The organism is Fibrobacter sp. UBA4309 (assembly GCF_002395745.1).
Taxonomy (GTDB): Bacteria; Fibrobacterota; Fibrobacteria; order Fibrobacterales; family Fibrobacteraceae; genus Fibrobacter.
This window is the reverse complement of record NZ_DGUN01000037.1, coordinates 1-19,925: the sequence shown is the minus strand read 5'-3', so window position 1 is coordinate 19,925 and position 19,925 is coordinate 1. Positions and strand designations below refer to the sequence as shown.

Here is a 19,925-nt window from a genome sequence, read left to right as displayed (position 1 = left end):
TAGAAGCGCTTGCCCTCGTACTTCTCGGGCAAGGATTCCCAGTAGAGCTTCGCGGCCTGCAACAGGCTAAGCGTGCCCATCACGTTCGTCTTCGCGAACGTGAACGGGTCCTTGATGGAACGGTCCACGTGGCTTTCGGCTGCGAGATGGATGATGCCGTCGATCTGTTCGTCCTGCATGAGCTTGTAGAACGCGTCGAAGTCGCAGATGTCCATCTTCACGAACTTGTAGTTCGGCTTGCCTTCGATGTCCTTGAGGTTCGCAAGGTTCCCGGCGTAGGTGAGCTTGTCCAGGTTGATAATCTTGTACTCGGGATACTTGTTTACGAAAAGGCGCACGACGTGGCTTCCGATAAAGCCTGCACCGCCGGTGATGACAATGTTCTTCATGGCAAATCCTTGATTGGCTCGTGAATCCAGTTTTGCGCTAAATATATAATTCTATCTTTGTTTCCGTGGTAAAGCGCCGCTCCATACTCGTTCTATTTGCGCTTTTTGCGTCTGTCTTTGCGACGGAACCCCTGCGTCCCGTGTTGCCTCCCCGTACTGCAATAGAGCTTGGCGGTATTGGCGAATTGCGCGATGACGTCTATAGCGCGGATCTCGGCTGGTCGGTGGAAGTCGCTCCCTGCAGCTGCTTTAGCTTCTATACGAACATGTCGTACCGGTTCGTAAGCTACCAGTGGGAAACGATGTGGCACGACCAGTTGCACGAGTACGTGAACCTCCAGGTGAACGGACTCAACGAATCCTATGTGGGCGCCAAGTATTTCCCGGTCGATTTCTTTGGTATTGCGCTTGATTGGCGTGACCGGCCGGGCGAGGGGAGCCGCGTCAATCGGTTCAATAGGCTTGGCGTAGAACCGATGTTTCTTTACCGGTTCAGCGGTTCGATGCTGCTCGGCCTCAGTGGCCAGTATTATACGTTTGTCGAAGACGACAATTTCCAGCCTGGCGACGAAGTGGGAGTCAAGGCTTCTTTCGTGTGGGATGTCTTCTGGAACCGCAGTGCGCATACCGGGTGGCGAGTCTCGTACGCTTACCTGTATCGTTGGCGTATCGGGGAAAGCGAAAACATGAATATGCGCAAACCCTACCGCAAGATGGACGATATGTACCGCGGATTCAGGATGCGCGGCGATGTCGCCCGGTATTTCGGCTGGTTCCCCTTCCCGTTTGCGATAGGGATGGGTTACGAAATGAATCGTGGATACCTTTTCGGCTTCGAGACGGGGCATCGTGTCGAGCTTTTTATACGCTCGGAATTCCCGTAATTGACTTGGCAAAGTTTTTTTTTCTATTCTTGATAATGTTAATGTTGTTTGTTTGGAGGAATTTATATGAAGTTGTCCAAAATCCTGTTGACTGTGTTGGCTGTTTCGGGCCTGCAAAGTGCTTTCGCAACGTGTGAAGGTACGCTCTATTTGAAGCTTCCGAATGACTGGTTGGAAGGGTTCTATGTCATGACGGAATCCTCGTCGGCCGAGGCACGTCCTCGCTACGATGCCGCGACGGGTTATTTTAAGGTTGACCTGGCCCAGGTGGAAAGCGGTGCAAAGGATTCGACCTTTGCCTTGACGAATCGTCTGTATATGCCGATGAAGTATATCGTTCAGGCGGAATGGAATAACTCTGTGAATGATGATTTCCGTTACCTCAGGGGGAAAACGGATATCAAGTGTCCGGGGGCCGGTAACAGCGTGTACGTTCTTGAAGATCCGGAAAAGCCGGGCAAGACCCTTGTTGCCTCGGAAAAACCGAAAATCAAGTATCTCTATTTCTTGCCTCCCGATAAGGAAGAATGGTGGGTGACCCCGCCCATGTGGTCGGGCGACGGAAAGTATGCGAGTGGCAAGCCGCTCAAGCCTGCCGAAGACAGGTGCGGTTGGTTCTATACGTCGTGGGTCTATGGAAACGTGCCGGGTAACTTCATCATTTTCAAGAAAGGCGATGAATCCCTGAAGGAAGCCATCGGAATAGATGGGTTGGGAGCCGCCCTCGAACCGATTCCCTTGGATATGGTATTCGAGGTCTATGAAATGGACACGCTATTTTTCTTTGCCGACCCTGATATTTCCCCGGCAGGTGGCGAATTGTTTGCGACATCTGACAATGATGCCAGTGGCAATTGTTCCTACTTCTTGCAGATGACGTTCTACGATACCGATGCAAGCCTGCATGGTGCGTTTACCTGCGATGATTACCCGAACCAGGCTTCCAACGCGTGCTATTCTGCGAATGCCAAGTACAACTATCCTGGCGAGGGTGCGAAGAATACAGTCCCCTGCATTGGCGTGACTCCGGGAATCGTTGCCGATCTGCTTGACCCGCAGACGAAGAAGCCGACCTACAATGCTGCAAGCGGCTGCTTCGTGAGTGCGGAAGCATTCAACGCGATGTTCAAGGCGACTCCGGATGTGAACGTGGTCCACGAGCTCGGTTCGCGCGGGGTGTATTTTTACATGAACCAAAACGGCCTGTGGCAATACGACAGCTATTGGAGCACGAATCCTTCGCAGGCGTTCACTCCCTTGAACGACCTTGCCGATTCCGTCAAGAACGAAAAGTGCACGGGAACGTGCGCAACAGCCGCTACCCTGAGGGAAGAATATGGTGCAGTGCGTTACGGCATGGGTGGCAGCAACGATGCCGCGAAAAATTTCATTTCCGATAAGGCGCAGCAGGCGCTTGGCGATGTTTACGACTGGTCCCTGACAGAACCCAAGACCGGGCTTCCGTATATTGACTTGTATCCGGTATCGTCGGGTGAGTTTGCCGATGGGGATATGCCCAATGTCTACGATGTCCTTTCGTGGGACGAACGCGTCAAGAGCGAGGGCAATCAGCATTTCTGCCTGGAAGCGCATTCGATGTTCACTTACCGGCCGGGAGCGTTCCTTGCCGTTCGCGGTGACGATGACATTTGGGTGTATGTCGACAACAAGCTGGCGATTGACTTGGGCGGTCTCCACATGCCGGCTCCCGGTTACGTGAACCTGGACGGGTTTACCGGTGCTTCGGGCAAGCTTGAGACGGGTAACGTTTACGATTTCGACATGTTCCTCTGCGATCGCCGTACGACAATGAGCAACTTGCATATTCTGACGAACCTGAACCTGGTCGGGTCGCGTCAGCCGGATTCTCTGGATGCCATCAGGAAGCCGGCCGCACGTGTTGCCGAAATCGCTCCGGGCTTTACAGTCCGCAACAGCTCCCGTTCGACGCTGACCATCGTTGCTGCTGGTGCGTCTGCGAAAAAGTATGCGGTCATGGACTTGCAGGGACGCATCGTACGTCAGGGCGTTGTCGCTGGAACCGAGACTCTCGTGCCGAACTTGCGTTCGGGTTCGTACGTCGTGAGGGTCGGTGCTGACGCTCGCCGGGTGAATGTCCGGTAGTTCGATAGGGCCAATTGTTATAGTGCTTTTTTGTGCATTTATGTGCGTATGACATTTTGTGTCATGCGCATTTTGTTATATTAGTGCACATGGTGGCACTAAATAAATCTAAAGCGAAAAAAGAAATTGAATACTTGTGCACGGATTGCGGCAATACCACCCCGAAATGGGTGGGCAAGTGCCCTTTCTGCGGAGCGTGGAACACCCTCAAGGAACATGCGGTCGAGCACCTGCCCGAAACGGTCGGCCGAAGCGGGCGCGGTCTGGGCGGTCCTGTCCACCAGGTGGTTTTGTTGAAAGATGTCGCTACCGAGGATACCCGGCGGCTGAGCTCCGCCAATGCTGAATTTGACCGTGTGCTGGGGGGCGGGCTCGCACCAGGTTCCCTGGTGCTCATTGGTGGCGATCCGGGAATCGGCAAGTCCACGCTGGTGCTTTCGACGCTCGCCACCATGACCGCCGCCGGGGTCAAGTGCCTGTACGTGTCGGGCGAGGAGAGCGCCTGCCAGGTGAAGCTGCGCAGCGAACGCCTTAACGTTTCTGGCTCCGACATGCTCCTGCTCTGCGAAACGAGTCTCGAGAAGGTCATCCGTCAGGCCGAAGAGACCAAGCCGCAGGTGCTGGTCATCGACTCCATCCAAACGATGTACAAGCCCGATTTGCCCGGCACTCCCGGCAGCGCGAGCCAGTTACGCGAATGTACGCTCGACCTGATGGTCTTTGCCAAAAACTCCGGCTGCATCACCATCCTCATCGGGCACGTTACCAAGGACGGCCAGATTGCGGGACCGCGCATCCTGGAGCACATGGTCGATACGGTCGTGTACTTCGAGGGCGACCGCAACCACCAGTACCGCCTGTTGCGCACCATCAAGAACCGCTTTGGCGCCACCGACGAGATCGGTGTTTTCGAGATGACGGGCCACGGCCTCGAGTCGGTGGAAAACCCAAGCAAGGTATTCTTGCAAGAAGATGCGCCTCCCGCTCCCGGCAGCGTTGTCTGCTGTACGATGGAAGGTTCCCGTGCCATGCTTTTCGAGTGCCAGGCGCTCGTGAGCCAAACGGGTTACGCCGTGCCGCAGCGCGTGGCCGTGGGCATCGACCCCAAGCGCCTCACCATCATCCTCGCGCTGCTAGAGAAGTTTGGCGGCGTCACGGTGGGCATGTCCGACGTGTTCGTCAATATCGCGGGCGGCATGAAGGTGAACGACGGTTCTTCGGACTTGGCTCTGGCGGTGGCGGTCGCGAGCAACCTTCTCGGGATTCCGCTGCGCCGTCAGGCTGTGGCCATAGGCGAACTGGGTCTTTCTGGCGAGGTCCGGAGCGTGAGCCTTCTGGAACAGCGCCTCAAGGAAGCCCGCCGGCTCGGCATGGACGAGGCTCTTGTCCCTGCGGGCGGGAATCTTCCGGAAGGCGTTCCGGGCATCAGGATTGTCCGGGTCCGCAGTCTTTCCGAAGCGATATCCTGGCTTATGGACAAGAAGTGACTTTGCGTTGAACTGAAAAAGAAAAGGCGCCCGCATGGGGCGCCTTTCCAAATCCGTTAGTCAGGGAAGATTATTCGTCGTCGTCATCGGAAGAACGGCGCTTTTTCTTCTTTTTCTTCTTCGGCTGGTCTTCGTCACCGTCGTCGGCGGCAGGTCTCTTCTTCTTGCCTTCGACCTTGATGTCGGCAGCCTTTTCACCGCGCTTGGTGAAGCCATACTGACGCGGATCGAAACCGCTGGGGAACGTCGTCTTGTTGTCGTAGATGACCTTCTTGGCGGTGAACTTTTCGATCTTGGCGTTGCTCAGGTCGGCACCGGAGAAGTCCACGTCTTCCATCTTGGTATCGGCGTCGATCTTGATGCCCTGCATGTTGGCGTTGAGGAAGCTGACCTTGACGAGCTTGGCACCGGCGAAGCTTGCACCGGACAGCTGGGCGAGGTTGAAGTCGGAACGTTCGATGGTGGAGTTCGCGAAGTTGGCCTTGGTGAGGTCAGCCTTGTCGAAGATGTCCTTGAACACGTAGGCACCGTCAAACACAGCCTTCATGAGGTCTGCTTCCTTGAAGACGTTCTTTTCGACAGCGGCGTCGAAGTAAGAGGTCTTGGCGAGCTTGGCCCTTTCGAATTCGTTCTTGGAAACCGTGCCCTTGTCGAAGATAACGCCGGTGAGGTCCTGGCCCTTGAAATCCATGTTCTTCACGAGGGACTGGGCGAACTTGGCCTTCTGGAGCTGGGTCTTGGAAAGGTCGACGTCATTGAAAGTCGTCAGGGAAAGGTCTGCTTCCTGCAGGTTCACGTTCTGGAATTCGGCACCGCCGAATTCGGCCTGGGAAAGACCGGCCTTGGCGAAGTTCACGTTGATGAGGTCCGTGCCCTTGAAGTTTGCGGCAATCAGGTTACAGGCGGTAAAGTCCGTCTTGACGAGCGTCGCCTTCTTGAGGTTGGAGTTAGCCATCAGGGAACGGGAGAAATTCGCGTTCGTGAGGTTGGCCTTGCTGAAGTCGGCACCGGTAAGGTCGACGTCCATGACAGAAGCCTGGGTGAGGTCCGACTTGCTGAAGTCGGCGTTGTCGGACACCTTCATGGCGTCGAGACGGGCGTTCTTCATGTTGGTCTGCGGGAACTCGCTATCGAGGAGCGTTGCACGGTAGAGGTTAGCCCCTTCCATGTTGGCGCCCTTGAAGGAGGAGGAACGGATGTCGGCGCCGCTGATGGTCGCCTTGGTGAGGTTGGCGTTCTTGAAGCTTGCGCCGCTAATCACCGCGTTCTGGAAAGAAACTTCGTTGAGGTTGGCTCCGTCGAATCTCGGGCCTTCACCGGCTGCACGCTGGAAGTCGGTTACATTCTTGACCGCCTTGGAATCGCGGAAATCAAAACCGTCGATACGCTTGTCGCGGAAGGATACGTTCAGGTTCTTGCCGTTCCAGTTGTCCTGCGCAAAGCTACTGATGGCAAGCGCACTCAGGAGGCAAAGACCAATTTTCGAAGCTTTCATCATTTTCATATATAACATTCCCTTTATGGAAAATTCATAGTAACGGATAGCCCTAAAATAACTAAAAAAAATGAAAAACTGTTAACAAAAACAAAAAAACTTCACAAATAAATGCTAATTTTGACTTTGAAATGAGTTTTTTCCATTCAAAAGTGTACGACACCGTAATATGTGGGGCCGGACCTGCCGGTCTTATGGCCGCCTGTACCCTCGGAAAGTTGACCTCCGGTGCCAGGCGGGTGCTTCTTTTGGACAAGAAGGAACCCTGGAAGGAACCCATCTTTTGTGCCGAGGCTGTCTCTACGAGCCGTCTGGGCAAGCTTTGGCCTGTCGACCCGAGCTGGGTCCGCGGAAGCATTTCGGGCATCTATTTCACGTCTCCGAGCCGCTATAGGGCGGAATTCTACAGCGAGGACTGCGGATGCCTGTTGAACAGGGCCGGGTTCCACCATGCGCTGGCCGACGGCTGCACGAGCGCGGGCGTGGAAACCCATTTTGACGTGCTGGTGAAGAAGCTGACCCGTGTCGAGGACGGCTGGAATATCGACGTTACCTTCGGCGGAAACGAAGAAACCCTGTTTGCGAAGACGGTCATTGACGCCAGCGGCCCGGGCTGCAGGCTTACTCGCGATATCGAATGCCTCAAGGGTATCGAGAGCGGCGATACGGATTTGGAACCCGCCGTTTTTGCCGTCGCCGAGGGCATCGAACATAGCCGCGAGCATATAGAGCTCTTTTTCGGGAGCGAGTTCCCGAACGGATACGGCTGGATTTTCCCGCGTGACGGTGTGGAAGTGAATATCGGTTTTGTCTTGGGCAAGGATGTCAAGCTTGGCACGTCCCTGCGCCAGAAGTTGCAGGATTTCATAGCGAAGCATTACCCGGAAGCGACAGTGAAGGCTATTTATGGCGGAATGATCGCCTGCGGGCAGTCCGACCGTCCCCTGGCCAAGTGCGGCCTGTTCAAGGCGGGCGATGCGGCCAGTGTCGTGAACCCGATTAGCAGGTCGGGTATTGTCGAAAGCCTCTTGTGCGGAAAGATTGTCGCCGCATGCGTTTCGGAATGGTTCAAGGCGGAATCCGAGGCGGACCGCGAAAAGATCGAGGCGATGGCCTTGACCCGCTGGATGGATGCCCTGGGCAAGTCCCACAGGCAGCTATCCCGAGCGAAGAACGTCTTCAACAGCATTAGCGACAAGCAGTTCGACCGTGCCGCGCGGTACCTGTCGACGTTGCCGCGCGAAAAGCAGACCCTGTTCCGCATCTTCTTCAGCGTACTGTGGGCCTGTCCTTCTCTTATTTGGAAAATGCGCTCGTTCTTGCATTGATTTTGCCGGGGTATAGAATGTCGGAAGTGATTCAGGAACGTTTGGAAGAAATCCGCCAGAAGTTTGCCGGTTTTACCGATCCGGACGACAAGTGGAAATTTCTTTTGGACCTGGCCAAGGCCCATCCCGGGATGGACGCTAGCCTCAAGGCGGAAAAGTTCATTATCCAGGGCTGTGCCTCTACGATGTATCTCGTACCGCGGTTTGCCGACGGCAAGATCCATTTCGAGATGGACGTGGAAGGCGGTACGACGAACCCGCTCATCAGCCGTGGCCTCGGAGCTTTGGCGCTGAAGGTCTACAACGATATGGCTCCGGCGGATATCCTCGGCGTGGATCCGGCGTTCTTCCAGCAAATCGGTTTGAACGTGGGGCTTTCGCCGACGCGCTCCAACGGTTTTGCCAGCCTGGTCAAGCAGATTTATTTGTACGCACGCGTCTTTGACGCTTTTTCAAAAAAATAAGGAAGACTATGTTCAGTTTCTTGAATGGAAAGAGCCCTTTTGATGTGGCCGAAGAAAAACTCGAAGCCGGCGAAACGGTAAACGGGAAGCCCAAGCTTCCGACCGCTCCGGTAATGGGCTGGCAGGATGGCGTGTTCCTGCTGGTAGTTATCGCCTTGATTTTTGGCGGTTACCAGTATTACAAGCATTCCAAGGTGGCCAGTGCCGAAACGTTTGCCCGCTGCGACGCCCTCTATGTCGCCGCCGAAGCCGATGTTACCGGTCTTCCTGCCGCCGAGGCCTGTTACGACAGTACGTGGGATCTCGGGTTCGTGAGCGACAGCATGGAAGTGCTCCGCCAGAACCGCCTGGGTGCAATCAGCGACAAGCGCACCGCCATGAAGGACCTTCTCGATGATGCGAAGGACGCCCTGGCCGATGGCGATACGGCAAAGGCGACCGAAATCGTCGCCGAGAACAAGGGCTTTGTGCTCCTGCGCCAGGACGAACAGGACGAATGGAAGGCGATTGCCGGCCTGAAGAAGTAGATATGGGTACGCTCGTAGAATACAAGGGCAAGCGTCCGGTTGTTGGCGAGAGGGTTTTCCTCGCCGAGGGGGCGTGCCTGATTGGGGACGTTACCATCGGTAACGATTCGTCGGTATTCTACAACGCCGTCTTGCGCGCCGACCTTTCGAGCATCGTCATTGGCGAGAGGACGAATATCCAGGACAACGTTTCGGTGCACCTCTCCATGGACGAGGGCGTCGTTGTCGGTAACGAGGTGACGGTAGGCCACAATGCAATCCTGCATGCCTGCACGATAGACGACAACGTCCTCATCGGCATGGGCTCCATCGTGATGGACGGCGCGCATATCAAGAAGAACTGCATCGTCGCTGCCGGCGCTATCGTGACGCAGGACAAGGAATTTCCGGAAGGGACATTAATCGTGGGGGCGCCGGCGCGTGTGGTCCGCGAACTCACCGAAGACGAAATCCGCAAGGCGCACGAGGGTGTCGAACATTACATCGTGGCGAAGGACGAACTGCTGAAGCATGTATAAGTTCGTCTTCCTCATCAATCCCATCAGCGGCGGCGGTCAGGGCAAGGTGATTTTCCAGTTCCTGCCCGAAATCATGAAGTCGATGGATTTCGCCGATTCCGAATGGAAGGCCGAATTTACCCGCGCGGCGGATATGCCGGAACAGATTCGCGGGGCGCTCGCTTCGACCGAGACGCTTATTGCCGTCGGTGGCGACGGTACGGTCTCGGCGGTGCTTTCGGCGATGCTTTCGGGAGATTATGCGGGCCATGTGAAAATCGGGCTTATCCCGCTCGGGACGGGCAACGACCTTGCGCGGGTGCTTCACCTCTACAAGCCCTTCGTGGACCGTGGATTGCTTTTCTTGGTGCGCAGGCTCCTGCGTGCGAAGGCCAGGCCGTTCGACATTTGGAAGGTGAACGGCAAGTTCGCCATGGCCAACTATTTTTCTGGTGGAATCGACGCCCGCATCGCGCACGACTTTAACCAGGACCGCGCTAACGGCGTTATCGCGAGTTCATCCGTTGTCGCTAACAAGATGCATTACGTGCGTCGTTTCTTTGCCGACAGGAATTACGTGCTCAAGTGCGGGACGCTCGGCTTCTGTGACTGCGACGGCGTCTGCGAGTCAATTGATGTTTCGGGCCACCGTACGGTGATTGTCGGCAACATCCCGAGCTTTGCGAGCGGCGCGAATCCGTTCTACAAGTCGAACATGGCCGACGGGCTCTTGGAAGTCGTCGACGTGCCCGACATGTCGAGGTTCCTGATGGCGATTGCCATCGGAAACATTCCCGTGATTGGCGGTATTTACAAGAAGTATTTCCTGAAGTCCAGGAAGGTGCGTTCCCTCAAGCTAGTCATGGCCGGCGACGAATTCTTGCAGCTCGATGGAGAAGACTTGAGCGGCAAGGTAGGGACGGAGATTACGATTGAATATGCCTGCCAGGTCCAGATGCTGGCCTTGGAGGATTGATGCGTCCTGTTCAAGTTTCGGATGTGCGGAAGTGGCTTGTCGAAACGGGCTTGGCCGATGAAAAATCTTTTGTGAAATTCGCGACGGATGTAACGCTGACGGGTTTTGCCGCGGTGGACCGCGCGGGTTCTGCCGATGTTACGTTCTGGCTGGGCGGAACCGCGTCGAGTGATACCCATGCGAACGGCTATGCCTCTTCTGTCTTGGAAAGCGTCCGTGCCGGGTTGCTCTTTGCCCCGCCGGAATGTGCTTCTCTCGCAGACAAACTCCCCGGAGTCCGTTGCCTCGCCATTGTCGAGAACCCGTACCATGCGATGGTGAAATTCCTGAATCGATTCGCTTCGGATTCTTCCGATGCGGTTTCGGGATGTGCGGCGTCGGCCAAGGTCCACGCGGGCGCGGTGGTGGAGGGCCTTGTCGGCGAAAACTGCGTGATTGGTCCCGGATGCGTCGTGATGCGCGGGGCGAAGGTCGGCGCGGGCTGCGTGCTGGAGGCGAACGTCACTGTGTATCCGAACGTGGAAATCGGCGAAGGGTGCATTTTCCAGGCGGGAGTCGTCGTCGGTTCCCGCGGATTCGGCTTTTATGAATATGCGGGCAAGCGCCGCATGGTGCCGCACCTGGCGGGCGTTCGCATCGGCGAGCGTTGCAGCTTCGGCGCGAATACCGTCGTGGCGGCGGGCTTTGTTTCGCCGACTGCAATCGGCAACGACTGCCATTTCGATTCCTTTGTCCAGATTGGGCACAACTGCGTCCTCGGGAACAATATCTTCATGGCGTCCCAGTCAGGGCTTGCCGGTACCGTGGTTGTCGAAGACGATGTGGAACTTGCTGGCGGTGCGCAGGTCGCTGGCCATTTAACTCTTGGCAAGGGCTGCCGCATCGCGGCCAAGGCCGGCGTGACCAAGAGCATTCCTGCCGGCAGGATGGTTTCCGGTTTCCCCGCGATTGAAATCAATGTATGGCGCAAGGCCATGGTGAAGCTGAAACGGCTCGGCGAAAGTTGATATGGTTTCGCGTAAGGTAAAAGATTTCCGTTCCCGCTCGCTTTCTTACGAAAACGCTTGCGTGCGCGTGGAAGTGGCCGAGCTGAACCCGCGTTATGAACCGCGCGTGCAGTGGAGCGTTGGTGGCCATGCGTTCTATTCTACGGATGCGGCCAAGTGCTTTACGGAATTGGACTATTCTGTCGAGAGAACGTCGATTTATACGATGGGCGAGGAAAGCGCATCCGCTGCGGGGCGTTCCCTTGCCTGTACGGAACATCTCTCTCCCGTGTTCCTGATGTGGCCGGGAGTCAGTTTCAACGTCGATGTCGATTGCCCCGAGGGGGCGTCCCGTGCCGAAATCCCCATGATGGACGGCAGCGCCATCCTGTTCTTCAACGCCCTCCGCAGTGTGGCGGGCGTTCCGGGTGAATTGGCGTTCTACGATGCTCCCGTGAACGCATCCTGGGAACTGTGTCGTTCGGGCGATGGAACCGTTTACGGCTGTGTGCGCATTGCCCCTAGCGATACGTTCGAGGTCTCCTACATCCTGGACCGCCCGGATATGGGCGCCTTCCGTTCGGAGGCCGATGTCTCGATTTATTCCGCCGAAGATTTGTACAACATTTTCGAGGCGAGGACGTTTATTTCGGAACGGGACTACGAAGTGGCCCGCCAGAACGGCCTGCTTGCCGGCGTAGACGGAAGCTGCGGCCTGTTGATCGGGGCGGGGGAGCCGTCTTTGTCGCAAAAGTACCGCGTCCGCGAAGAACCTGCGCTCCATAAGATTTTAGATTTGCTGGGGGACCTTGCGTTTGTGAGGCCCGCCCTGCCCAAGATTCGTGTGGAAATCCTGAATGGAGGCCACGCGGCCCACCGTCAAATCCTAGAAAAGGTGATAAACTATGCAATACGATAGCGAATTTGTTCACAACCTCCTGCCGCAGAAGGCCCCGTTTGCCTTCGTGGACGAAATCCTCGAACTCAATGAAGGCGAACAGCCCTCTATCGTGGCCGTGTGGCACGTGACGGGCAAGGAAAAGTTCTTTGACGGCCATTTCCCGGGCAATCCGGTGCTTCCGGGCGTCATCCAGATCGAGTCCATGGCCCAGGCCGCGACGCTCCTCACGATGATTGCCAAGAAGGCCGATGTCGAAGGCAAGCGCCCGGCTTTCATGGGTGTCGAAAACTGCCGTTTCCGCGCTCCGGTGATTCCTCCGCAGGACTTGACGCTCAAGGCGACGCTCGTGATGGCCCGCCACGGCATCTACAAGTACACTGGCGAAATTTGGCAGGGCGAAACGCTGATCTGCAACGCGAGCTTCAGCGCCGCGATGGTGTAGCTTGTTGTAATGGAAAACTCTTCGAAGCTGAACGTGCTGATTCTGGCGGCGGGGCTCGGGACAAGGCTCCGCCCTCTCACAAACGATGTGCCCAAGCCGCTCGTGCCCGTGGTGGACGCTTCGATTCTCGACTTGCAGGCCCGCAAGGCGCGTGCGATTGGCAACGTGCGACTGCATGCGAACGCGCATTACCTGGCAGAACAGGTGGTCGCGGCGGGCGAGACTCTCGGATTCGAGAAGGTATGGGTGGAACTGCCCGAGATTCTCGGAACGGCGGGGCCGCTGCACCGTATCTATGCGGCAGGCTATCGTGGCGGTCTCTTGATTATGAATGGCGACGCCTATTGCGATTTTGACTTGAAGAAGTTTGTGGAAAGCGCCGTGGCCCGGGCATCTTTGGAAAATGGCCCGCAGGTTTCGCTCCTTGCCGTAGACTTCCCGCAGGTGAACACGTTCCGCGTCGGTGTGGACGGTCGTCTCGCAGGCATTGCCGGTCGTTTCGGTGCTACGGAAGGCGCTCCCGCGACGTTCTCCGGCGTTTCGTGGTATAGCGACGAGGCTCTTTCGCGAATCCGTGAAGGCGAATTCGATATCCGCGAATTCTGGAAGCAGGAATTGGCGGCTGGTCGCGCGCCGTTCGTGGACATGACGCAGCTGCATGCGACTTGGATTGACATGGGCTCGCCCGAAGGTCTCATGGCTGCGGTGGAGGCTCGCCTCAAGGAACTAGGCCGCGACGTGAACGAAGCCGTCGTCGAACCCGGCGCCAAAATTCCTGCCGGTGTGACCCTCAAGCATTCCGTGATTTATAAGGGAGCCGAAATTCAACCCGGCGAAACAATCGTAAACGAAATCCGCGGCAAGGGTTTCAAGTGGAACGTCCCTCCAACCCCTGTTTACTAACCACTAACCACTGTCTACTGTCTACTTCCTACTATCCTATGCGTAAATTCAGAGTCGTACTTGTTGAACCGGAACATCCCCATAACGTGGGCTTCGTAGCGCGTGCCATGCACTGCTATGCGCTGCCGGAACTGTATATTGTCTACCCGAAGCGCGACAAGGTCATCGAGAATTCCTACCACACGGCGGCAAACAGCCACGATATTCTGGATAACGCCCATGTGGTCCATAGGTTTGAAGACGCCATCGGCGACTGCTCCTGCGCGGTCGCGTACAGCCGTCGCATTTTCGCGAGTTCCATCAAGCATACGATGGTGCAGAACCTGTCGGAATTGCTTCCCGAAGACGGGACGATTGCGCTCGTGTTCGGGCGAGAATCCTGCGGGCTTGCGCTCGAAGAGGTGAACGCCTGTACGTACCAGTGCGAAATCCCGGTACCGGGACTCATGAGCCTGAACCTGGGACAGGCAGTTTCTATTGGCCTGTACGAACTCTGCCGCAGCGGTGCGCTTGCGAACGGGGAAGGCCGTGCGAAGCGCGGGACAAAGGGGGCCTGCGAGACGGCTCCCGCGACTATCCAGCAGATTGACGGGTTCAAGAAGTTCCTGGACCGCTACCTGACGGGCCAGTACCATGACCAGGCGTGGCGTGACAACTTCCTCAATACACTCGTGCAGCGCCTGCACCCCACGCGCAACGAACTTTCGGCTCTCTTCGGGCTGTTGCGTAACCTTGCCGGCAAGCCTGCGCGCCTTGAGCACGCCGCCGAGAAGGCGGAAAAGGCCGCTAAGGAAGCTGCCGAAAAGACGGAAGAGGCTCGCGGACAGTAACAACCCGCAATAAACGATTAAACTGTGGAAGTCGAATTCAACATCGCCGGTCGAATCTTGGCCAAAGGCGGCACGCGCGTCATAACGCAGGCCGAAATCCTTGCGTCGGTCGGTGTTGCGACAGCCGCGGACATCTCCGAAGAATCTCTTGCCACCTACTGCAAGGCGGCCTCTGCACAGAATTCCTGCAAAGTCTACGTTTGGAAGGATCGCGAAGAATACGGCAACGCGAACGTGTTCAATGGCGGCTCCGATTACGAAGTCGTGAACGAAGTATGCTTCCTGTGCATCTACGATTGTGGAAACGAAGTGGCCCGTGAAACCACGGACCACTGGAACGAAAAAATTGACGCTGTTATTTGAGGTGTTTAGCCTGCCCAATGCTTTAATTGCGAGAGGTGCGAATCGAAGAACTTGCGCCTTTCCGCATCTGGCGTATTTTCCGGATTAGGCATGTGCGAAAGCAAAAAGTCCAGCAGCGTATTCTTGTCGGTGTAGGCGAACTTGCCGTCGGCATAGCACCACTTGCAGTAATCCTCGTTGAAGTTGCCGTCGATTTCGCGACTGATCATGGCATCGTCGCCGAGCGGCATACCGCAACACTGGCAAAAGAGCTGACGTGGAGCGCCGAGTAGCGTATTGATGGAAACATTGAATTCCTTCGAGAGCACCTTGAGCATTTCGGTGTTCGGCTGTGTCTCGCCGGTTTCCCAGCGGCTTACGGCCTGGCGCGTCACGCCGATGCGTTCGGCCATCTGGTCTTGCGTGAGGTTGTTCTTTTCGCGGATGTTCTTGAGAATTTCGTAGGTCTGCATTTAAACTCCTTTTTTAGTACGGGCTAAATATACTTTTGAACCCCTAGTAAATCAAGAAACAGGCTGTTGCTATTTGTAAATTATATATTTGCACCATGGCGACAAAGACAATCAAAATCCAATATCTCGATGATTCCATCCCGAAACTCACCTACATTGGCGGTAAGTCCGACTGGATTGACCTTGCCGCGGCGGAGACCGTGACGCTTAAGGCGGGGGAGTTCCGCCTGATTCACCTGGGGGTGGCGATGAAACTTCCCGAAGGCTACGAGGCGCATATCGCCCCGCGCAGTTCCACGTTCAAGAATTTCGGCATTCTGCAGGCGAATTCCGTGGGCGTGGTGGATTCGAGCTACTGCGGAGCGAATGACTGGTGGAAAATGCCCGTTTTCGCCACCCGCGACGTGACCATCGAGAAGGGGAGCCGCATCGCGCAGTTCCGCATCATGGAGCAGCAACCCACGCTTACCTTCGAGGAAGGCCCGCTTGACGGCGCCGACCGCGGCGGGTTTGGCAGCACGGGAATTTGTTAAAATTCAATCTTGTCTAGAACAATCTGTTCTGAATCTTGCTGCAAGAACATGACCATGTAGATGGGCAGATATGTCACCTTCCCCTTTCGGGAAACGTTGCAGTTTGCAAAGACGAAGCCTTCCTGCATTTGGTATTCGGAATTCGCAAGACAGTTGTTCATGGCGGAATGGATGGTGTAATCCTTGCCGCTCTTCACTTCGATAGGCAATGCGCGGTTATTGTATTCGATAACAAAATCAAGCTCGCCCAGACGGTTTGAATTGTAGTAGTAAAGCCGAAACCCTTTTGAATAGAGTTCCTGCGCAACGGCGTTTTCGTAGATTCCGCCGGCATTCAGGTTCTGATTTTTTGTCAGCAGCATGGACTTCGTGTTCATTCCGTATTCCGAAGTGAGCATGCCGACATCCGCAAGGTAAAGCTTAAACAAACTACTTTTCTCGTTCAACTTGAGCGGAATCCTTGGCTCGGTGCTGTTGAAAACAGATAGTGCAACGCCAGCGTTTTTCAACCAAAGGAACGTGCTTTGTACACGTTCAAAATGGAGCCCTTTTTTCAGGTCCGTCACGATGTATCGACGGTTCTGTTTTAGAAGTTCCGCAGGAATCAGTTCGTAAGCGTTTGTCAGCAACAGGCGCTTGTCTTCCGTTTCGTATTGCGTAAAGTCGAGTTTGTACTGGCTCATAATGTCGCGATGGATACGCATGACGTCGTTCAGGTTGCTGTTGTCCGCAAAGTTGCTCACGGCCTCCGGCATGCCGCCCACGATAAGGTAGCGCGTGAACAGGTCCAGCATTTTCTGGTTCACCGCGTCCATGACTGGCGTCCGTTTTTCGAAGGACGAGCGCAAACTAGAAATGATGTTGTCATCGATGTTCGTGATTTGCAGGAATTCCTCAAAATCCAGCGGGAACATTTCTACCGTGGTCATGTAGCCCACAGGCGCAGAATCGAGATTCGTCAGTTCCACTCCAAGGAGCGACCCGCTCAAGACATATCGGAAACTACCATCTTCTACAAAGAACTTGATTTTGGTAATCATCTCCTTGTATTTCTGGACTTCGTCAATGAAAATGATTGTCTTGCCTTTTTCCAGTTTCTGCGTGCTCAGGGCCGAAAAGCCCAGGACAAGATCATCGACAGTTTGTGCAGCGGCAAGAACATCTACCGCGGCAGGGGTCTCTATGAGGTTTATCTCAAAAAAATCAGCATTTTCAGCGGTCAGCACGCGCCTGATGGCGTGGGTTTTCCCCACCTGGCGGGCCCCTTTGACAAGCAAGGCCTTCTTTTGGCTATTTTTGAGCCATTCACGAATGAGTTTCTCGCTCTTGCGCTTCAAGTCCATCAAAAACCTCGTTTTTGGCCTGTTTTTGCCATTTTGTCAATAATACAATATAAATATAAAACTTTTTGTCAAAAACACAATATAATTTTTGTTATTTTTGTCAAAAATTAAGGCTCTTGATGAATTCGGGGGCGAAATCGACGCCGTTCGACCATGTAATCGTGTGCGCTTGCAGCGTGAAATCTTTAAAGGTATTGATGTCTGCTAGTTGCTGCACGATGGGTCGGTGGTCCGACTTGATGACACTTTCGAAATCAGCGACAAAACGGCATCCGTCATTGAATTCGACGGATATCTTGTAATCGCCAATGTATTTTGCGTCAATCACGTGAAGCATAGTCTAGACCAGTGGATCGATTTTTTTGTATTCTCCGGTGTTTGAAATATATGTAGTGTTGAAGGCTATTTTGTTTCCTGTCTGCAATAAAAGACGCGCAATATAACGACGATTCGCTTGTCATGGTCGACATGGTAAAACAGTCGGTAATTGTCCACTGACATCGATCGAACTTCACGTAAAATCCAGGGTTCATCTTGACATAAGGCAAAAGCTTCTGGAAAATCGGACAATGTATTCACCGATTCCTGAATTTTTCCCATTAGATTCTTTGCCGCGATAGGCGAACAAAGTGCTACGCTGATATAGTCAAAGATTTGATCGATATCATCCTGTGCTGCGGAAGAAAAATGGACTTCGAAATTCATACCTTGTATTTTTTCTTGACATCGGAAAGGACCCTCGCGGCTGGGCGGGTGCGACCTTTCAGCATGTCATTGTAGCCTTTCTCGAGTTCCGCATCGAGGCGCTCTTTAGACCATTTGGCGGAGTTTTCGGGAGCCTTGGGTATTTTCACGTCAAAGGGAATACCCTGTTGCAGAATAATCTGTTTATAGAACATGTTGATGGCGCTGGAAACGGATATGCCGAGGGTTTCCAGGACGTTTTCGGCTTGTTCTTTAACATCGGGCTCTATGCGAGCGTATAAATTTGCAGTCTTATTCATGTCACTTAATATACATTTTTGTGCGCACAAATGCAATACATTTTGAAAATTTTTAACACTCTCGCCTAGGGAGCGTATTATGACATTTTCGAAAGTACCATTGTCAACAATGCCGCGACTAGACTTGCTAGAATTGTAAATTTAGAAGGCTCTTGCCGAAAGGGTGAAACGCCACCCCCGCAGAAATCTAGACATTCTCTATGTATCTGCATTTGGGGAAACCGCTGCATCCGTAAAATTGATTTCCCGCCTTGTCGCCTTTTTTTGCAGTCCGTAAAATTAGAGGCTTTCCGCATTTAGGACAAATCTTTTCTGCAGTTGTTTCAGCGACCTTTTCATCTACAGAAGACGAACCGGCTTCAGAAACAGTTTCTTCCTGTTTCACGTTGTCATCTGCTTTGCAACCATTCAGGAGTTCTTCGTATTTTTTTGCATAATCAGATTTGCAGGGCTTACTACATTTGATGAAGGAATCCAGGAGTTCGTGCATTTCTTTTTCGGAAGATTTATACAGATCATCTTCTTCCTCAATCCTCTTGATATACGAGACAAGTTGATCCGCTCGAATGACAATTTTACGAATGCTATCAGGCGCATTTTTGTCGTTTAAGATGGTCTTGGGATTGGCAAGCACCACGATGGAACGGTAAATTTGTGGAAAAAACTTTTCAAAAACGCCCTGCGTATAGAAATTGGTCTTGTATTCTTTGCGAATTTCCTTGATGACGTTCAAGTGTCTCTCGTTTTGCGAAACAGGAGATACAAAACCCTCTTTGTGATAAAATTTTCCATGACCAATATGACGAATAAAATTACCCTTATCGTCGATTTCAATATTGCCATAAAGATTTTTGCATTCTATGATAAACGTATGCTTTCGCGTCATTACTAAAAAATCAATCTGCGCAGACAGCCCATTCTTTTCCAGGTATAGATCATGCATAATTAACATATCCATGCCGCTGTTTTTTAGTTCATAGGCAATCTGCTTTTCGCCGTACAATCCCGATTCAGCAGCACTAATTTGCTGTTCGATTTTATCTTTTACTTTACCAGAGGCTTTTGATGACAGGGCCTTCATTTTTTCAATAAAGGATTCGGCATCACTATTTTCCTTAATAAAGACAGGGCCGAATGATTTATAAAGCAAAGCATCTAATATAGACATATAAAACTCCTACAATTTTTATTTTGCCAATAGATTCATCAACAAGGCGACAAGTCCACCAAAAAGCAGAACCGCAATAATGACCAATACGACAAAAGTCCATTTAGCAAACTTCAGGACTTGAACCAGCTTGGAATCCTGATTTGCCGTAAATTGTTGGACTAGGTTCAACAATGCCGCACTGGTGAGCCCAAGATTATCAAAGGGAAGCATGGGCATCAAGTCAATAGGCAAAAAATCATATAAGGCTGTCGCGATTGTAAAAACGATTGCCAAGGTCTTTTTCCATTGAGCGTTAGCCGATTTGTCTAAATTCTCTTTTGGTATGTCAAGAACTTCCGGTTCATTAACATTTTTCATATTAAATCCTCTAATATTCATCCATACGTAGAGGTCCTTATTATCCATACTCCCGAACCACAAACACAAAAAGCGTGGTGTCGAATGCACTTACCGTCTTGAGGTAACGACCAAGAAACCTTTCACAAGATAAGTACAAACGACCCACGCCCATTTCTGGACGTGAGCGTTCGCCTTATTCTCTTGTGAGGAAATTTTGGTCGTTTTCCAAGACGAGAATAAGAGCTAACTCTACGTTAAACTCGTCGCCCTTCGCCTTGCGGTTCAGGGCTATGTCAATGAAAAATATACATAATTAGGAATGAAAAGGGAGATGTCGGGTCAAGCCCAGCAAGAGAATTCGCACAAGCACGAATGGCGATTTTCACCTGAAAACGTCCACTTTTTCAAAACTCCCTTGAAAAAGTGCATTCGGGGGTTTTAGGGGGTGGAACCCCTTAGGCGTGAACTGACCCCAAAAAGTTGGACA

The 19,925-nt window shown here is 53.4% G+C and carries 24 protein-coding genes; 15 read left to right on the top strand and 9 right to left on the bottom strand.

Annotated features, from left to right (window positions below; all coding sequences use genetic code 11):
• Positions 1–389 (bottom strand): GDP-mannose 4,6-dehydratase (locus tag B3M32_RS04165; protein WP_290743768.1); only part of this gene is annotated, 389 nt, incomplete at its 3' end.
• Positions 390–454: 65 nt separating this feature from the next.
• On the opposite strand from B3M32_RS04165, the gene B3M32_RS04160 reads away from it, so the two are divergent.
• From B3M32_RS04160 to radA, 3 genes are all read left to right on the top strand, one after another.
• Positions 455–1,273 carry a hypothetical protein gene (locus B3M32_RS04160; RefSeq protein WP_290743766.1) on the top strand — a complete coding sequence of 273 codons (819 nt, stop codon included), beginning with the start codon at positions 455–457 and terminating at the stop codon, positions 1,271–1,273.
• A 66-nt stretch (positions 1,274–1,339) separates the two neighbouring features.
• The gene (locus tag B3M32_RS04155) at positions 1,340–3,397 is read left to right on the top strand and encodes a fibro-slime domain-containing protein (protein ID WP_290743765.1); all 2,058 of its coding nucleotides are present in this window, start codon (positions 1,340–1,342) and stop codon (positions 3,395–3,397) included.
• A gap of 89 nt (positions 3,398–3,486) precedes the next feature.
• Positions 3,487–4,884, top strand: coding sequence for a DNA repair protein RadA (gene radA / locus B3M32_RS04150; protein WP_290743764.1), 1,398 nt, complete (start codon positions 3,487–3,489; stop codon positions 4,882–4,884).
• 70 nt (positions 4,885–4,954) lie between these two features.
• Here radA and B3M32_RS04145 read toward each other — a convergent pair whose 3' ends face one another.
• Positions 4,955–6,379: a pentapeptide repeat-containing protein gene (locus tag B3M32_RS04145; RefSeq protein ID WP_290743763.1), complete on the bottom strand. Its 1,425-nt coding sequence runs from the start codon at positions 6,377–6,379 to the stop codon at positions 4,955–4,957.
• A 131-nt stretch (positions 6,380–6,510) separates the two neighbouring features.
• On the opposite strand from B3M32_RS04145, the gene B3M32_RS04140 reads away from it, so the two are divergent.
• Genes B3M32_RS04140 through B3M32_RS04090 form a run of 11 tightly spaced genes read left to right on the top strand, consistent with a single transcriptional unit; the run spans position 6,511 to position 14,596 of the window.
• Entirely contained in the window at positions 6,511–7,707 is a 1,197-nt protein-coding gene (locus B3M32_RS04140; protein WP_290743762.1) for an NAD(P)/FAD-dependent oxidoreductase, read from the top strand.
• A gap of 17 nt (positions 7,708–7,724) precedes the next feature.
• Positions 7,725–8,171 (top strand): SufE family protein, encoded by a 447-nt coding sequence (locus B3M32_RS04135; protein WP_290743761.1) that lies wholly within the window; start codon positions 7,725–7,727, stop codon positions 8,169–8,171.
• Between the two features lie 8 nt (positions 8,172–8,179).
• The gene (locus tag B3M32_RS04130) at positions 8,180–8,698 is read left to right on the top strand and encodes a hypothetical protein (protein WP_290743760.1); all 519 of its coding nucleotides are present in this window, start codon (positions 8,180–8,182) and stop codon (positions 8,696–8,698) included.
• Positions 8,699–8,700: 2 nt separating this feature from the next.
• Positions 8,701–9,216 (top strand): gamma carbonic anhydrase family protein, encoded by a 516-nt coding sequence (locus B3M32_RS04125; protein ID WP_290743758.1) that lies wholly within the window; start codon positions 8,701–8,703, stop codon positions 9,214–9,216.
• The gene (locus B3M32_RS04120; protein ID WP_290743757.1) at positions 9,209–10,171 is read left to right on the top strand and encodes a diacylglycerol/lipid kinase family protein; all 963 of its coding nucleotides are present in this window, start codon (positions 9,209–9,211) and stop codon (positions 10,169–10,171) included. The genes B3M32_RS04125 and B3M32_RS04120 overlap by 8 nt, the downstream gene beginning before the upstream one ends.
• Positions 10,171–11,178 carry a UDP-3-O-(3-hydroxymyristoyl)glucosamine N-acyltransferase gene (locus B3M32_RS04115; RefSeq protein WP_290743756.1) on the top strand — a complete coding sequence of 336 codons (1,008 nt, stop codon included), beginning with the start codon at positions 10,171–10,173 and terminating at the stop codon, positions 11,176–11,178. Before B3M32_RS04120 ends, B3M32_RS04115 begins: the two co-directional genes overlap by 1 nt.
• Position 11,179: 1 nt before the next feature.
• Positions 11,180–12,076, top strand: coding sequence for a UDP-3-O-acyl-N-acetylglucosamine deacetylase (locus tag B3M32_RS04110; protein ID WP_290743755.1), 897 nt, complete (start codon positions 11,180–11,182; stop codon positions 12,074–12,076).
• Positions 12,063–12,500 (top strand): 3-hydroxyacyl-ACP dehydratase FabZ, encoded by a 438-nt coding sequence (gene fabZ / locus B3M32_RS04105; RefSeq protein ID WP_290743754.1) that lies wholly within the window; start codon positions 12,063–12,065, stop codon positions 12,498–12,500. The genes B3M32_RS04110 and fabZ overlap by 14 nt, the downstream gene beginning before the upstream one ends.
• Before the next feature lie 9 nt (positions 12,501–12,509).
• A complete protein-coding gene (locus tag B3M32_RS04100) occupies positions 12,510–13,403 on the top strand; it encodes a sugar phosphate nucleotidyltransferase (protein ID WP_290743752.1) in 894 nt (297 codons plus the stop codon).
• Between the two features lie 38 nt (positions 13,404–13,441).
• Entirely contained in the window at positions 13,442–14,233 is a 792-nt protein-coding gene (locus tag B3M32_RS04095; protein ID WP_290743751.1) for an RNA methyltransferase, read from the top strand.
• A gap of 24 nt (positions 14,234–14,257) precedes the next feature.
• Positions 14,258–14,596 (top strand): hypothetical protein, encoded by a 339-nt coding sequence (locus tag B3M32_RS04090; protein WP_290743750.1) that lies wholly within the window; start codon positions 14,258–14,260, stop codon positions 14,594–14,596.
• Between the two features lie 5 nt (positions 14,597–14,601).
• Here the strand turns inward: B3M32_RS04090 and B3M32_RS04085 are convergent, their stop codons facing one another.
• The gene (locus B3M32_RS04085; protein ID WP_290743749.1) at positions 14,602–15,048 is read right to left on the bottom strand and encodes a zinc ribbon domain-containing protein; all 447 of its coding nucleotides are present in this window, start codon (positions 15,046–15,048) and stop codon (positions 14,602–14,604) included.
• Between the two features lie 95 nt (positions 15,049–15,143).
• On the opposite strand from B3M32_RS04085, the gene B3M32_RS04080 reads away from it, so the two are divergent.
• Entirely contained in the window at positions 15,144–15,581 is a 438-nt protein-coding gene (locus B3M32_RS04080; protein ID WP_290743748.1) for a dUTP diphosphatase, read from the top strand.
• On the opposite strand, the gene B3M32_RS04075 is transcribed toward B3M32_RS04080, so the two are convergent.
• The 6 genes from B3M32_RS04075 to B3M32_RS04050 form a co-directional block, all read right to left on the bottom strand.
• Positions 15,578–16,924: an ATP-binding protein gene (locus B3M32_RS04075; RefSeq protein WP_290743746.1), complete on the bottom strand. Its 1,347-nt coding sequence runs from the start codon at positions 16,922–16,924 to the stop codon at positions 15,578–15,580. The two genes, B3M32_RS04080 and B3M32_RS04075, sit on opposite strands and share 4 nt — an antisense overlap.
• Positions 16,925–17,024: 100 nt before the next feature.
• A complete protein-coding gene (locus B3M32_RS04070; protein WP_290743745.1) occupies positions 17,025–17,261 on the bottom strand; it encodes a DUF2442 domain-containing protein in 237 nt (78 codons plus the stop codon).
• A 65-nt stretch (positions 17,262–17,326) separates the two neighbouring features.
• On the bottom strand, positions 17,327–17,629 hold the full coding sequence (locus B3M32_RS04065) for a type II toxin-antitoxin system RelE/ParE family toxin (RefSeq protein ID WP_173567576.1): 303 nt from the start codon (positions 17,627–17,629) through the stop codon (positions 17,327–17,329).
• Complete coding sequence (locus tag B3M32_RS04060) at positions 17,626–17,928, bottom strand: type II toxin-antitoxin system RelB/DinJ family antitoxin (protein WP_290743744.1); 303 nt, start codon at positions 17,926–17,928, stop codon at positions 17,626–17,628. Before B3M32_RS04060 ends, B3M32_RS04065 begins: the two co-directional genes overlap by 4 nt.
• Positions 17,929–18,115: 187 nt before the next feature.
• Complete coding sequence (locus B3M32_RS04055) at positions 18,116–19,096, bottom strand: nuclease-related domain-containing protein (RefSeq protein ID WP_290743742.1); 981 nt, start codon at positions 19,094–19,096, stop codon at positions 18,116–18,118.
• 18 nt (positions 19,097–19,114) lie between these two features.
• A complete protein-coding gene (locus B3M32_RS04050) occupies positions 19,115–19,504 on the bottom strand; it encodes a hypothetical protein (protein ID WP_173347028.1) in 390 nt (129 codons plus the stop codon).
• Positions 19,505–19,925 lie beyond the last annotated feature (421 nt).

Bases quoted from the DNA above. Each gene is read 5' to 3' on its own strand.
- B3M32_RS04155 (WP_290743765.1), top strand. From the start codon at position 1,340: ATGAAGTTGTCCAAAATCCTGTTGACTGTGTTGGCTGTTTCGGGCCTG.
- radA (WP_290743764.1), top strand. From the start codon at position 3,487: ATGGTGGCACTAAATAAATCTAAAGCGAAAAAAGAAATTGAATACTTG.
- B3M32_RS04145 (WP_290743763.1), bottom strand. From the start codon at position 6,379: ATGAAAGCTTCGAAAATTGGTCTTTGCCTCCTGAGTGCGCTTGCCATC.
- B3M32_RS04140 (WP_290743762.1), top strand. From the start codon at position 6,511: ATGAGTTTTTTCCATTCAAAAGTGTACGACACCGTAATATGTGGGGCC.
- B3M32_RS04135 (WP_290743761.1), top strand. From the start codon at position 7,725: ATGTCGGAAGTGATTCAGGAACGTTTGGAAGAAATCCGCCAGAAGTTT.
- B3M32_RS04130 (WP_290743760.1), top strand. From the start codon at position 8,180: ATGTTCAGTTTCTTGAATGGAAAGAGCCCTTTTGATGTGGCCGAAGAA.
- B3M32_RS04125 (WP_290743758.1), top strand. From the start codon at position 8,701: ATGGGTACGCTCGTAGAATACAAGGGCAAGCGTCCGGTTGTTGGCGAG.
- B3M32_RS04120 (WP_290743757.1), top strand. From the start codon at position 9,209: ATGTATAAGTTCGTCTTCCTCATCAATCCCATCAGCGGCGGCGGTCAG.
- B3M32_RS04115 (WP_290743756.1), top strand. From the start codon at position 10,171: ATGCGTCCTGTTCAAGTTTCGGATGTGCGGAAGTGGCTTGTCGAAACG.
- B3M32_RS04110 (WP_290743755.1), top strand. From the start codon at position 11,180: ATGGTTTCGCGTAAGGTAAAAGATTTCCGTTCCCGCTCGCTTTCTTAC.
- fabZ (WP_290743754.1), top strand. From the start codon at position 12,063: ATGCAATACGATAGCGAATTTGTTCACAACCTCCTGCCGCAGAAGGCC.
- B3M32_RS04100 (WP_290743752.1), top strand. From the start codon at position 12,510: ATGGAAAACTCTTCGAAGCTGAACGTGCTGATTCTGGCGGCGGGGCTC.
- B3M32_RS04095 (WP_290743751.1), top strand. From the start codon at position 13,442: ATGCGTAAATTCAGAGTCGTACTTGTTGAACCGGAACATCCCCATAAC.
- B3M32_RS04085 (WP_290743749.1), bottom strand. From the start codon at position 15,048: ATGCAGACCTACGAAATTCTCAAGAACATCCGCGAAAAGAACAACCTC.
- B3M32_RS04080 (WP_290743748.1), top strand. From the start codon at position 15,144: ATGGCGACAAAGACAATCAAAATCCAATATCTCGATGATTCCATCCCG.
- B3M32_RS04075 (WP_290743746.1), bottom strand. From the start codon at position 16,924: ATGGACTTGAAGCGCAAGAGCGAGAAACTCATTCGTGAATGGCTCAAA.
- B3M32_RS04070 (WP_290743745.1), bottom strand. From the start codon at position 17,261: ATGCTTCACGTGATTGACGCAAAATACATTGGCGATTACAAGATATCC.
- B3M32_RS04065 (WP_173567576.1), bottom strand. From the start codon at position 17,629: ATGAATTTCGAAGTCCATTTTTCTTCCGCAGCACAGGATGATATCGAT.
- B3M32_RS04060 (WP_290743744.1), bottom strand. From the start codon at position 17,928: ATGAATAAGACTGCAAATTTATACGCTCGCATAGAGCCCGATGTTAAA.
- B3M32_RS04055 (WP_290743742.1), bottom strand. From the start codon at position 19,096: ATGTCTATATTAGATGCTTTGCTTTATAAATCATTCGGCCCTGTCTTT.
- B3M32_RS04050 (WP_173347028.1), bottom strand. From the start codon at position 19,504: ATGGATAATAAGGACCTCTACGTATGGATGAATATTAGAGGATTTAAT.